This is a genomic window from Desertivirga xinjiangensis (assembly GCF_024436435.1).
GTDB classification, from domain to species: domain Bacteria; phylum Bacteroidota; class Bacteroidia; order Sphingobacteriales; family Sphingobacteriaceae; genus Desertivirga; species Desertivirga xinjiangensis.
This window is the reverse complement of the sequence record NZ_JAFMZP010000005.1, coordinates 31936-45430: the sequence shown is the minus strand read 5'-3', so window position 1 is coordinate 45430 and position 13495 is coordinate 31936. Positions and strand designations below refer to the sequence as shown.

13 protein-coding genes are annotated in these 13495 nt (G+C 41.3%); 4 read left to right on the top strand and 9 right to left on the bottom strand.

Annotated elements, in window-relative coordinates:
• Positions 1-9: 9 nt before the first annotated feature.
• The 3 genes from glgB (at position 10) to J3P37_RS14435 (ending at position 3885) form a co-directional block, all read left to right on the top strand.
• Complete coding sequence (gene glgB / locus J3P37_RS14445) at positions 10-1983, top strand: 1,4-alpha-glucan branching protein GlgB (protein WP_256012058.1); 1974 nt, start codon at positions 10-12, stop codon at positions 1981-1983.
• 101 nt (positions 1984-2084) lie between these two features.
• Entirely contained in the window at positions 2085-3134 is a 1050-nt protein-coding gene (queA, locus tag J3P37_RS14440; protein WP_256012057.1) for a tRNA preQ1(34) S-adenosylmethionine ribosyltransferase-isomerase QueA, read from the top strand.
• Positions 3135-3213: 79 nt separating this feature from the next.
• Complete coding sequence (locus tag J3P37_RS14435) at positions 3214-3885, top strand: 2-C-methyl-D-erythritol 4-phosphate cytidylyltransferase (protein ID WP_256012056.1); 672 nt, start codon at positions 3214-3216, stop codon at positions 3883-3885.
• Positions 3886-3945: 60 nt separating this feature from the next.
• Here the strand turns inward: J3P37_RS14435 and J3P37_RS14430 are convergent, their stop codons facing one another.
• The 4 genes from J3P37_RS14430 to J3P37_RS14415 form a co-directional block, all read right to left on the bottom strand.
• The gene (locus tag J3P37_RS14430; protein ID WP_207423692.1) at positions 3946-4098 is read right to left on the bottom strand and encodes a lmo0937 family membrane protein; all 153 of its coding nucleotides are present in this window, start codon (positions 4096-4098) and stop codon (positions 3946-3948) included.
• 264 nt (positions 4099-4362) lie between these two features.
• Positions 4363-4584 carry a DUF2795 domain-containing protein gene (locus J3P37_RS14425; protein ID WP_002996718.1) on the bottom strand — a complete coding sequence of 74 codons (222 nt, stop codon included), beginning with the start codon at positions 4582-4584 and terminating at the stop codon, positions 4363-4365.
• A gap of 121 nt (positions 4585-4705) precedes the next feature.
• On the bottom strand, positions 4706-5254 hold the full coding sequence (locus J3P37_RS14420) for a cob(I)yrinic acid a,c-diamide adenosyltransferase (RefSeq protein WP_256012055.1): 549 nt from the start codon (positions 5252-5254) through the stop codon (positions 4706-4708).
• Positions 5255-5292: 38 nt separating this feature from the next.
• Entirely contained in the window at positions 5293-5730 is a 438-nt protein-coding gene (locus J3P37_RS14415) for a winged helix-turn-helix transcriptional regulator (protein ID WP_256012054.1), read from the bottom strand.
• A gap of 89 nt (positions 5731-5819) precedes the next feature.
• On the opposite strand from J3P37_RS14415, the gene J3P37_RS14410 reads away from it, so the two are divergent.
• A complete protein-coding gene (locus tag J3P37_RS14410) occupies positions 5820-6470 on the top strand; it encodes an NAD(P)H-dependent oxidoreductase (protein ID WP_256012053.1) in 651 nt (216 codons plus the stop codon).
• Between the two features lie 71 nt (positions 6471-6541).
• Here J3P37_RS14410 and J3P37_RS14405 read toward each other — a convergent pair whose 3' ends face one another.
• The 5 genes from J3P37_RS14405 to J3P37_RS14385 all read right to left on the bottom strand — a co-directional run bounded on the left by J3P37_RS14405 (position 6542) and on the right by J3P37_RS14385 (position 13492).
• The gene (locus J3P37_RS14405; protein WP_256012052.1) at positions 6542-7702 is read right to left on the bottom strand and encodes a tetratricopeptide repeat protein; all 1161 of its coding nucleotides are present in this window, start codon (positions 7700-7702) and stop codon (positions 6542-6544) included.
• A 20-nt stretch (positions 7703-7722) separates the two neighbouring features.
• Positions 7723-8829: a tetratricopeptide repeat protein gene (locus tag J3P37_RS14400; protein ID WP_256012051.1), complete on the bottom strand. Its 1107-nt coding sequence runs from the start codon at positions 8827-8829 to the stop codon at positions 7723-7725.
• Positions 8830-8897: 68 nt separating this feature from the next.
• Complete coding sequence (gyrA, locus tag J3P37_RS14395) at positions 8898-11513, bottom strand: DNA gyrase subunit A (protein WP_256012050.1); 2616 nt, start codon at positions 11511-11513, stop codon at positions 8898-8900.
• 192 nt (positions 11514-11705) lie between these two features.
• Positions 11706-12941, bottom strand: coding sequence for a multidrug effflux MFS transporter (locus J3P37_RS14390; protein ID WP_256012049.1), 1236 nt, complete (start codon positions 12939-12941; stop codon positions 11706-11708).
• Positions 12942-13030: 89 nt separating this feature from the next.
• Positions 13031-13492 carry a MaoC family dehydratase gene (locus tag J3P37_RS14385; protein ID WP_256012048.1) on the bottom strand — a complete coding sequence of 154 codons (462 nt, stop codon included), beginning with the start codon at positions 13490-13492 and terminating at the stop codon, positions 13031-13033.
• Between the last annotated feature and the right edge of the window lie 3 nt (positions 13493-13495).

Genomic DNA, 13495 nt, shown 5'->3' with positions numbered 1-13495 from the left:
GAACATATTATGGGATACAAAAAATCAGATTTGCTACCTTTTGAAGAAAATATAGAAAACACATCGCTGACAACAGCAGATCATTTCTCCCTGTTTTCTGATTTTGATATAGAGCTGTTTAAAGCCGGCAAACATTATCATTTATACAATAAACTTGGAAGTCACCGGCTTGAAAAAAATGGCACTCAGGGCATCTACTTTGCAGTATGGGCACCAAACGCCAGGTCTGTGTCTGTTATTGGAAACTTTAATGGTTGGGATAAAAGAACCCATCCCATGAATATAAGATGGGACGGCTCGGGAATATGGGAAGTGTTTATTCCTCATATAACAAGGGGTGAGGTCTATAAATACTATATTGAATCCCACAATGGTTATTGTGTGGAAAAGGGCGATCCATATGCTTTTAGATGGGAAGCGCCGCCGGCAACAGCAACGGTTGTATGGGATATCGATTTCCAGTGGGATGATTCAGCCTGGCTCAGCGAGCGATCGTCAAAACATGCGCTCGGTAAACCGATATCCATATATGAAGTCCATATAGGCTCATGGAAGCGCAATGCAAGCGGCGATTTTTTAAGCTATCGTGAGCTGGCAGAAGAACTGCCTCACTATTGCAGTCATATGGGCTTTACCCACATTGAGTTTATGCCTGTCATGGAACATCCTTTTTACGGATCCTGGGGTTATCAACTGACCGGCTACTTTGCACCTTCAAGTCGATTCGGCACAGCACAAGACTTTATGTACCTGGTGAACGAATTACATAAAGCAGGTATTGGTGTAATACTTGACTGGGTTCCCTCCCACTTTCCTACAGATGAGCATGGCCTGGGGTACTTTGATGGCACCCATCTTTATGAGTACGCCGATCCCCGTAAAGGTTTTCATCCTGACTGGAAGAGTAATATCTTCGACTTTGGCCGAAATGAGGTACGGGCATTCCTTATATCAAACGCTTTGTACTGGCTGGATAAGTTCCATATAGACGGTCTGCGCGTAGATGCGGTAGCTTCAATGTTATACCTTGATTATTCGCGAAAAGAAGGAGAATGGATCCCCAATATCTATGGAGGAAGAGAAAATCTGGAAGCCATTAGTTTTTTAAAAGAGTTTAATGCGGCCGTACATGACTTTCATCCCGAAGTGATCACTATTGCCGAAGAATCAACAGCATGGCCGGGGGTAACTCATCCCACTGCGATGGGCGGTTTGGGTTTTGACATGAAATGGATGATGGGCTGGATGCACGATACGCTAAGCTATTTCCAGAAGGACCCCATATACAGAAGCTATCATCAGGGCGAGATAACATTCAGTATGGTTTATGCTTTCTCTGAGAAGTTCACACTCCCTCTTTCTCATGATGAAGTAGTGTATGGAAAACACTCGCTGATCAACAAAATGCCCGGCGATGAGTGGAAACAATTTGCTAATCTCCGTTTACTTTACAGCTATATGTACGGGCATCCCGGTGCGAAGCTGATTTTCATGGGAGGCGATTTTGGGCAGCGCCATGAATGGCAGCATGACTTTAGCCTCGACTGGCATGAAAATGAGCATCCATGCCATTATGGTGTTCAGAGATTATTAAAAGACCTTAACGAACTTTACAAAAGCGAACCTGCTCTTTATGATGAAAACTTTAGCGATAAAGGCTTTGAGTGGGTAGATATCAATGATTCTTTTAACAGTGTGATCAGCTGGATAAGAAAAGGAAAGGATCCTGACGAGCAGCTTCTTTTCGTCGCGAACTTCACCCCTTTGGTAAAAACTAATTACCGGGTCGGCGCGCCTAAACTGGGCATGTATACCGAGGTGTTTAACTCTGATGATCTTAAGTATGGCGGAAGTGATGTATTAAACCGGGGGCCAATTGAGACGTTCCCAATTCCAAAACATCAGAAAAGCCATTCCTTTTGCCTTACACTTCCTCCCCTGGCACTAATAGTGCTTAAGTATAGTGGAGAAATCGATTATTAATACTCGCATATTCTGCTGAAAATATCTTTGATAAGATGAATCGTTAACAAAATAGAATTAATTTTCACTAACTTTGCGCCCTAAAATTTTGTTATAATCTTATGAAGTTATCGCAGTTCAAATTCAATTTACCTGATTCTTTGATTGCACATACACCTGCCGATCAGCGTGATGAAGCCCGTTTAATGGTACTTGACCGTAAAACCGGTGCCATTGAACATAAAATCTTTAAAGATGTCTTAGGTTATTTTGATGAGAAGGACGTGATGATTCTGAATAACACAAAGGTATTTCCTGCCAGGATGTACGGCAATAAGGAAAAAACCGGCGCAACTATTGAAGTATTTCTCTTAAGAGAACTAAATAAAGAATTACGGTTATGGGATGTGCTGGTTGATCCGGCACGTAAGATCCGCGTGGGTAACAAACTTTATTTCGGAGAAGACGATCTTTTGGTTGCTGAAGTTGTGGATAATACTACTTCACGCGGCCGTACAATTCGTTTCCTTTTTGATGGTTCAGAAGAAGAATTCCGCAGAAACATCGAAATTCTCGGAGAAACACCACTCCCCAAATATATCAAAAGAAAAGCGACTCCTGAGGACAAGGAACGCTATCAAACCATTTTTGCTAAAAACGAAGGTGCTGTTGCTGCTCCAACGGCTGGTTTGCATTTCAGTCGCGAATTAATGAAACGCCTTGAGCTTAAAGGTGTGGATTTTGCCGAAGTAACCCTTCATGTCGGTTTAGGTACCTTCCGCGCCGTAGAGGTAGAGGATCTGACTAAACATAAGATGGATTCTGAGCAATTCATTATCGAACAGAAAGACGCAGACCTGGTTAATCGTGCTATTGAAGAAAAAAGACGTATTTGTGCAGTTGGCACTACCAGCATGAGAGCTATCGAATCGGCCGTTTCTGCCAATAGAACACTTAAGGCCGCAAACGACTGGACCAGCAAGTTCATATTCCCGCCATACGATTTCAGTATAGCAAACAGCATGATCACCAACTTTCACACACCAGAATCGACCTTGTTGATGATGATATGTGCTTTCGGAGGTTATGAAAATGTTATGAATGCTTACGAAATAGCTGTAAAAGAAAAATACCGCTTTTACAGTTATGGCGATGCAATGCTGATCATCTAATTTATTCGGGCTTACCGCCCAAAACCGGAGATCAGATCAAAACTGATCTCCGGTCCTATCCCTTCTTTTTACCAGGTGAATGAAATACTACGCCATAATAGTCGCCGGCGGTTCCGGGAGTCGAATGGAAACTTCCACTCCTAAGCAATTTCTACTGCTGGACGGACTTCCCGTACTGATGCATACCATCAGGGCCTTTCACGAGTCATCCATGCAACCGGAGATCATTTTAGCATTAAATCAATCGTATAACTCTCTCTGGACAGAACTCTGCACGACGCATTCATTTGACATACCTCATAAAATTATTCCGGGAGGAAGTCAGCGTTTTGAATCCGTGAAAAATGCATTGTCTCAAATCAGCGAAGAGTCTGTAACAGCTGTACATGACGCAGTCCGTCCAATCATATCAGATGATCTGATCTCCCGATGTTACCGGCACGCGGAAGAACATGAATCCGCCATTCCGGTAGTAGGTAGTCGCGATTCATTGCGAAGAAAAGTAAACAACAACACCGTGGCATTGAATCGTGACGAAATCCTGATTGTACAGACGCCCCAAATATTTAAGTCCGGAATCTTAAAAAAAGCTTATCAGCAAAGCTTTTCCGGCGAATTCACTGACGATGCCTCTGTGGTGGAGAAAGCGGGTTTCAAGGTATCTACTGTGTATGGAGACCTCAGAAATATAAAAATTACGTTCCGGGAAGATCTTGAGATTGCATCGCTTTTTCTAAAGTCCGGTAGATAATTAATAAATAAAAAAATCCGGCGAACCGGATCTTTTTATTTATTAATTATTCTCAGGGAACTAAACAGCTCCTCTTATAACTCTTAATAGCACTGCAACAATTGCAATCACTAATAGAATATGGATGATTCCTCCGCTTGCATATCCTCCGAAAAAACTCACAGCCCAGATTATTACCAGGACAACTGCGATTAAATAAAGTAGATTTCCCATAGTATTATATTTTAGTTTTAGATTGATATATTCAACTGATACTACCGATACAAAAAGCAAGCCAAGCGGCAAACTATGGAAAACCGTTCCGAAACAGCACTTTTAGGTACTTATTTTTAATTATCTGTACAATATAATAGCCAATAGTGAACAGAGGACTTTACAGAATAATGAAAAAAGCCGCTTTATAGCACACGCGGCACGCGTGCCGCGTGCGACTAGGAGTTGCCCTATAAAAAAAAGCCCTGTACAGGGACAGAGCTTTTAGTATTCGTCTTCATTAAAGAAGAAATCATCTTTGGTTGGATAATCGGGCCAGATCTCCTCAATATTCTCGTAGGGCTCGCCGTCATCTTCCAACGCCTGTAAATTTTCTATCACTTCAACAGGAGCTCCTGAACGGATAGCATAATCGATTAACTCATCTTTTGTTGCAGGCCATGGAGCGTCTTCCAGGTGCGATGCTAATTCTAAGGTCCAATACATATTTTTTAAAGTTTAAGCTTCAAAATTTTGTCGCAAAAGTATAATAAAAATTATAAGAATTTAAAATATTTTTTGAATAATATAGATTTTGATTTTTGTCTAACAATCCCCTAAAACAGGCTTATGACCTGGCAACCCACTTATTCTCCTCAATTCCTTTGTAAGCACACAAGTGCCTGGCGAGTACAAAAAGATAATCGCTCAAACGGTTAAGATATACCACAACTTTTTCATCCACAAAACTGCTGTCTGATAAATGCACCACAATCCTCTCAGCCCGGCGGCACACGCATCTGGCCAGGTGACAATAAGAAACAACCGTATCTCCTCCAGGCAAAATAAAATGCCGCAACTCCGGAAGCTTAGACACCATAGCATCTATCTCCGTTTCAAGCAATACAATATCAGCATCAATCAAACCCGAAATTTTAAGGCGCGACTTTTCGGGATCAGTAGCCAGCACCGATCCTATTGTAAAGAGCCGGTCCTGAATTTCTTTCAAAACGGCTTTAACATCTGCTTCAATGTCCTGATCTCTTATTAAACCAATGTAAGAGTTGAGCTCATCTATTGTTCCATAACTCTCAATCCGAAGGTCGTATTTTGGAACACGCCTTCCTCCTATTAACGACGTTTCACCGCTGTCACCGGTTTTGGTGTATATCTTCATCTAAATGATTTATAAGAATGAACAAGTATAAGCAGTAACTACCTGCCAGGCAAACTTGAATTTGTATTTCCAAACTTTTCCCTGGCAGCAAAGATTTCGTCCATATTACTGGTCGCCCATTCAGAAAGCTGGATCAATTGAAATAAAAGACTCCGGCCAAGGTCTGTTAACTGGTATTCAACTCTGGGAGGAATCTCGGGAAATATCTTACGGGTTACAATACCGTCTTGTTCCAGGTTCCGTAAAGTAACCGTAAGCATCCTCTGACTAATACCATGAATACTCTTCATAAGCTCATTAAATCTGAGCTTATCAGCCTTCCCAAGCGTTATTATCGCGTGAATCGACCACTTATCACTGATACGGTCCAGAACGTTGGTAATAGGGCAGTTAAATGTCTTCTTTCCGTCAGAAAAATGACTGTTTACTTTTTCCCGTGTGGCTCTGGCTTCTCCTTTTCCAATAGTTACTTCCATACAACTGAGTAATTAAATAGTGCCTTATTGTTTAGTACTAAGTTACTAAATAAATTTGAGTTATTAAAAGTAACTAAGTAAATAAAAGTATGGATCTTAAATCAATCTTAAACTGGAGATATGCAACAAAGCGCATGAACGGCGAACAAATTGCAGAACAAAAATTAAATAACATTTTAGAAAGTATACAACTTTCGGCCTCTTCTATCGGCATGCAGCCCTATAATGTACTGGTGATCCGCGACGAGCAGATACGTGAACAAATCAAAACGATTGCAAACAACCAGCCGCAGATAACAGAGGCCTCGCACCTGCTGGTATTTGCGGCATGGAACAAAATAACACCAAAAAGAGTGGAAGAATTTGTTGAAAGAATTGCCGAAGTTCGAAATGTAAGCCTGGATTCTCTAAAAACCATGCGCACCTATGGTGAAAATTTAAGTGCAGCTCCTGAAGAACAAAACTTTAACTGGGCTGCAAGGCAGGCCTATATCGCGTTGGGCACAGCTCTAATTGCTGCAGCTGCAGAACAGGTAGATGCTACGCCGATGGAGGGATTTGATGCTGCAGCCCTGGATAAGCTGCTGGGGCTGGAAGCACTTGGCTTAAAAAGCGTCATCCTGCTTCCTTTAGGCTACCGTGACCAGGAAAACGACTGGTTGGTAAAGCTCCCCAAAGTACGTGTAGATGCCGGGAAACTTTTCATTAAAGATTCTGACCTCCGCGTAAACGCTGCTTAATCAAAGAAAATAAACAAAAAAAGCGAACAGGTTTGTTCGCTTTTTTTGTTTAATATAGATTGAGATAAAGCTTATTCCAAAGCCTTTAGCTTAGCATCAATTTCAGCAACCTTAGCGGTATTATTTTTTATAGAATAATATTTTTTCAGATTCTGAAGTGCAATGTTCGATTTAGGATCAAGCTCAACTGATTTTTGAAGATAAGGTAGAGCGCGGTCAAACTCCGCAGAGGATTGTTTTTTAAGTGCATTGTATTCAGCAACCTTACTGGTTGGAAGCTTATTCGCTCTATTATACATATCAATGCCATTGTTCATAATCAAACCGCCTATATTTATGTAAGCATCAGTATAATTCGGATCAACTTCAATAGCTTTTTTATAAGCTTCCTCAGCCTTTTTGTTATCCCCTGTAGCATTATAGGCAATTCCTAAATAAAAAGGATATAATCTGTTGGTTGGATTTGCCGCTACTTGCTGTGTGATCTTTTCTATGATTTCTTTCTGTTTGCCCGACATCAGGCTGAACTCAATCTCTCTGGTAGCAAGATCAGTACTTTTCGGGAACCTCTTCACCCCTTCCGATAACACTCTTATAGCTGAAGCAGTATCTTTTTGTCCGGCATAAAGGATGGAAAGATTGGAGTACACACCTTCCAACTGCGAGTAATCAGTTTTAAGCAATTCATTATATCTCGCTATCGCATTGGGGTAATCTTTTGCATACATCGCAGAAATACCTGCAGCATAAGCAGCAGTGGTATCACCAGGTGCGTATTTTAAACCTTTATTGAATTCAGTATACGCATTTGTGTAATCTTTTTTGTCGTAAAAGTCTTTACCTCTTTGAACCTGAAGATAATAAAGCGACTGGTTAGCAGACTTTAGTTTGTCTTTATTCGCTCCTGCATTATCCAGAGAAGATGCCTTTTGTATAGCTTCTTCAGCCTGAGCAATTACATCGGCGCTCGTTGTGGTTTTTTCCGCTGCAAGCTCTGAATAAATAAGTGCTTTGTAAGTCCACGCGTTTACATCCTCTTTAGTCTTCTCATGAACAACAGCCCTGTCAATTGCTTCTTTTGCAGCTTTCAAAGAAGGAATGGATAATTTAGGCTGAGCCTTGATGGCTAAAAATTTCTCGTATTCAGTTTTGGCAGAGCTAATTGCACTTTTTTGCGCAGATGCTGTAAAGGATATCCCCGTTACAGCTACAGCCAAAATAAATGACTTCATTTTCATACTGTGTTAATTATTTAATTAAATATAAATTGTTTTAGTTTGTTATTCACCTTTTGCAATTCAATCATATTTCCGGTATTGGTATACAATACAGCCAACGATTTAAGAGCATTTACAGAATTAGGGTTTATATCCCCTGCCATGGTTAGATGTTTCTTTGCCAGGGCAAGATATGACTCTTTATTTTCTGTTGCCTTCAAAAATAAATTTAAATACAATAAACCTAATGAATAATGACCTTGATAACTATTTTGTTCTTCGCTGATCACTTTTTTATAAAACTCTTCGGCTTTTGTTTTTTTACCCATGCTTTCATAGGCAAAACCGGCAAGATAGTTCAGGTTTACATTATCCGGATCAAGGGCAAGAGCATCCATAACAATTTTTTCAAGTGTTTCATAGGAGCCGTTATCCGCATATATATTAATCTCTTTAAACAGGATGTCTTTATTGCCAGGAAAGACTTTCCTGCCTTCCTGCAATACTTCCAGAGACCGGTTATGGTTTTTAGTCAGATCATACAAATTTGATAATGCAAGGTAATAATCAGGTTGAGTGCGCTGTTTGTCGGAAATTATGATTTCATAATACCGGATAGCCTGCCGGGTATAACCAAGTTTTTCGGCAAGGACAGCAAGATTATAGCGGACTAAAAAGTTACCAGCATCGAGTGAGTCTACCGTTTTAAACGCCTCAAACGCCTGCAAATATTTAAATCCAGAAACCGCCTTGTTCGCTCTGATCAGCCAGGCTTTTGCCAGCTGTTTATCAATGTATTTCAACTCGGGCTCATGTTCGTCGTTTAATTTAGGATTCTTTAACCTTCGCAACGAAAATTCGGCTTCCTGAATCGGATCCTTAACATATTTTAGCTTGCGAAGAGAGTCCGCATAAGCTAAGGAAGAATATACCAGCGCACGTATGAGATTATTTTTGTAGGTAAACGAGTCTCTTTTTGTTTTATAACCGTCGTCAATATTCTTTCGGGCACTTTCTAATTTTGAAAATTCCCCTTTTGATGTATAAAGGGCAAAATTATTCATAGCTTCTTTCGTAAATGTCTGGGCGGAAAGTCCCGACAAACAAAATACAGCAGCTATAAGTAATCCTGCCCTCTTCATATAGTCATTCAATTTATTAAACTTAAAATAAATTAATAATCCGGAAAGCTTAGCTCCGGATTAGTTCATTATTCTTCTTCTAACGTATCATCTTCTTCATTGGTATCATCAGGCTCTGATTCATCTTCAATCTCCTCAGGCTCCGTGATTGCCGCAGCTGCTAATTCTTCATCCGAAATTTCAGCTATCGCATCGGTATCAATCACTTCGTCATCATCGTGCTCCACTTTTGCAACAGAGGCAATTGCATCATCACCTTTTAAAGAAATTAAGCGTACACCTTGTGTGGCTCTGCCCATTACTCTTAACTGACTAACCGCAATCCTGATCACAATACCCGACTTATTGATGATCATCAGATCGTCTTTTTCTGTAAGATCTTTAATCGCTATAAGCTCCCCGGTTTTTTCAGTCACGTTAATGGTTTTCACACCTTTACCGCCCCGGTTGGTTACACGATAATCTTCAATGTCGGTACGTTTACCGTATCCGTTTTCAGAAACAACCAGCACCGTAACTTCCGGACTGTTTACACTGATCATACCCACCACTTCGTCTTTTTCGTGGGCCAGGGTAACACCTCTTACACCTGTTGCCGTACGACCCATCGGCCTTACTTTCGATTCGTTGAAACGGATAGCACGTCCGGAACGCAGCGCCATTACAATTTCGCTGTTACCGTCGGTAAGTGCAGCTTCCAATAATTGATCGCCCTCGTTAATATTGATCGCATTGATACCATTTGCACGCGGACGCGAGTATGCCTGAAGAGAAGTCTTTTTAATAGTACCCTTTTTAGTACACATCATAATAAAGTTATTCTCCAGGTATTCCTGATCTTTAAGATTTTTTACTTTTATAAAAGCTTTGATCTTTTCTTCTTTAGGAATATTAATAATATTCTGAACCGCTCTTCCCTTGCTTGTCCGGCTGCCTTCCGGTATTTCGAACACCCGCAGCCAGAAACAACGTCCGGCTTCGGTAAAGAACAGCATGTAGTTATGATTAGAGGCTATAATAATATGCTCGATAAAGTCTTTATCTCGGGAGTTAGACCCTAAGGAGCCTTTACCACCTCTTGCCTGAGTACGGTACTCTGTAAGCGGAGTACGCTTGATATATCCTTCGTGCGATATAGTAATTACCACCCCTTCATCTTCGATAAAGTCCTCCATGGTCATATCTTCCGCAGAATGAACTATCTGAGTTTTCCTGGCATCACCATATTTTTCTTTGATCTCCAATAATTCATCGGTGATGATCTTCATTCTCAGATCTTCGTCGGCCAAAACAGAGTTCAAATAGTCGATAGTTTTCATTAACTCTGCATATTCCTCCTTGATCTTATCTCTTTCAAGTCCTGTTAACCGGCGAAGAGTCATATCGAGAATAGCACGGGCCTGAATATCGGATAAACCGAATTGCTCAATTAAACCGGTCCTTGCATCATCAGGAGTTTCAGAGCTCCGAATCAATCGGATAACTTCATCCAGATGATCTAAAGCTATAAGTAAACCTTCGAGGATATGGGCTCTTTTCTGAGCTTCGGCGAGTTCAAACCTTGTTCTTCTTACTACTACTTCATGGCGATGATCAACAAAGTGCCTTATGATATCTTTCAAATTCAGCATCATTGGCCGGCCATGTACAAGCGCAATACTGTTGATACTAAAGGAAGTCTGTAAAGACGTGTATTTATAAAGGTTGTTTAAGACGATAGAAGAATTGGCATCACGCTTAATTTCGTAAACGATACGCATTCCGTCACGGTCAGATTCATCGCGGATTTCGGAGATCCCTTCAAGTTTTTTTTCATTGACTAGTTCGGCTGTCCGCTCGATCATCATTGCTTTATTCACCTGATAAGGTATTTCATTTACAATGATCCGCTCTCTATCATTACCATAGGTTTCAATTTCGGCTTTAGCCCGCATCACAATACGTCCGCGTCCGGTTTCATACGCATCTTTTGCACCCGAATGCCCGTAAATAAAACCACCTGTCGGGAAATCGGGACCTTTAACATGCTGCATTAGCCCGGCGATGTCAATTTCCCTATCCTGTATATAAGCAACGGTGGCATCAATAACTTCGTTTAAGTTATGCGGAGCCATGTTAGTGGCCATACCTACCGCGATACCCGATGCTCCGTTTACCAAAAGGTTAGGAATTTTTGACGGCAGTACAGTAGGCTCTTCCAGAGAGTCATCAAAGTTCAACTGGTAGTCAATAGTATCCTTATTGATATCTGCCAGCATCTCTTCAGCAATCTTTTTCAATCTTGCCTCTGTATAACGCATTGCCGCAGGGCTGTCACCGTCGATTGAACCAAAGTTTCCCTGGCCATCTACCAGTGGATACCGTAAACTCCAGTCCTGGGCCATACGTACCATAGTATCGTAAACGGAAGAGTCACCATGCGGGTGATACTTTCCAAGCACGTCACCAACAATACGTGCAGATTTTTTATAAGGTTTACCACTGGTTACACCTAAATCAAGCATACCGTAAAGGACCCTGCGATGTACTGGTTTTAAGCCATCTCTTACATCAGGCAGAGCACGAGAAACGATTACCGACATCGAATAATCGATATAGGCGGCTTTCATTTCTTCCTCAATGTTTATAGGTATTATCCGGTCGTTAGCAGGTTGTAGATTTTCGTTCTCTGTTTCGTCGGCCATTGTTTGATCGTTCCTTTTTTGAATTAAAAGTCGCTGTAATGCGACCTGCGAAGATAAGAAATTATGCGAGTATGAACTTCCCTGTTGAAAAGTTTTAGGACGTTTTTCCTTTGCTAAAACGGAAAACTATAACTGATCACTTGAAGGATCAGAGACTATCCAGAACTGACCTCGCCAACAGAATGAAAACGATCAGATCACTACCTCGTTTATCAATTCAGCTACAGGTTGCTTATCAACCTGGTAGCGGATCTTTCTTCTTCCTATAAGCAGAATAAGCAGGGCAAGTATTGCGGACGCCGCCATAACCCCTACCATTGGAATGGCGGTATGATTGCTGAATACACTGATAGCGATCGATGCCATTGCCCCTATGGCCATCTGTACTGCTCCCATCAAGGCAGAAGCGCTGCCCGCATTCTTCGAGAACGGCGCCAGGGACAAGGCGGATGCGTTTGGAAATGTAAAACCGAGACAAGCAAGAAATACAAAAAGCATACAAATAGTCCCTGTGAGCCCCAGCAGGTTATTTGCAGTACCGATGAAAAACAAAACACCAACTACCGACTGGCAAATAAGGGCCGTGAGCACAATCTGTTCACTTTTAAATGTTTTTAGTAAGAAACTGTTCACCTGACTTCCGCCAATAAAACCAACAGAAAGCAAGGCGAATATCCAGCCGTATTCTTTCTCATTCACACTAAATATTTCCATAAAAACTAGTGGGGAACCTGCTACATACGCAAAGAGTCCTGCAAAGGCGATTGCCCCCGTAATAGCGTAAGTAGTAAACTGGCTTTCCTTAACGACATTTAAGAAGTTTAGAAGAATAGGACGTGGCTTCAGGGAAAATGAAGGGTCGGGTTTGCTGCTCTCTGGCAATTTAAAATACACAGCCACTAAAATTAAGGCGGCCATCAGGGTAAGTATCACAAAAACCGAATGCCATCCAAATGCAGCTGTAACATAACCTCCGGCTGTTGGAGCTATCATAGGCGAAACCCCTACTACAAGCATAAGAAGCGAAAACACTTTGGCACTATCTTCCACTGGAAATAAATCTCTTACCATAGCCACCGAAGCAACCGCCGCAGCGCAACTGCCCACTGCCTGAACAAATCGCAGAATGATGAGAGCCTCTATAGTGGTTGCAAAAACACAGGCAAACGACGCCAGTATGTATATAGCCAAACCAAAATATAATGGATTTTTACGCCCATAGCGGTCCAACAGAGGTCCATACAGTAATTGCCCACCTGATATTCCTATAAAAAAGCTTGATAAGGATAGGGAGACATCCGCAACTGAGCAGTTAAGATCATCAGCAATTGCCGGAAAACCCGGCAGGTACATATCAATTGAAAAAGGACCCAGGGCTGTTAACGTGCCCAGGATCAAAATTAGCAAAGTGCTCCCTTTCTGTTTCATAGCTTAGACGATTTTGAGGTGCAAAAGTATAGGAATAGCAAAGATTGAAAAACAGGCCAATGTAATATCTGTCAAATGCGCGGTTTGTGTTAATCAATAAAGTGGTATAAAAACACTACTTCACCGGTAAAAGCAGGCTTTTTCTGATCGCTCACTTCGAGCTCCACACCAATCGTCGCTTTGGTTACTCCTCGCAGATTTATAATATTATTTAGTTTAACTTTCAATCGCACAGCACTTTCAACAACAACCGCCTGGCCAAATTTTAAATTTTCGATACCATAGTTAATCTCCATTTTGAGGTTTTGGATATCTGTGATCTGCTTCCATAAATACGGTATCAGCGACAATGTAAGGTACCCATGAGCAATGGTGGCCTTAAACGGACTGTCGGTCCGGGCTTTCTCAGGATCTGTATGGATCCATTGATGATCTAATGTGGCATCAGCAAACTTATTAATTTGGTCCTGACTAATAGAATGCCAGTCAGATACCCCTATTTCCTTGCCAAGATAGCTTTCAAACTCTTTGTAACTTGTTATAACAATCATATT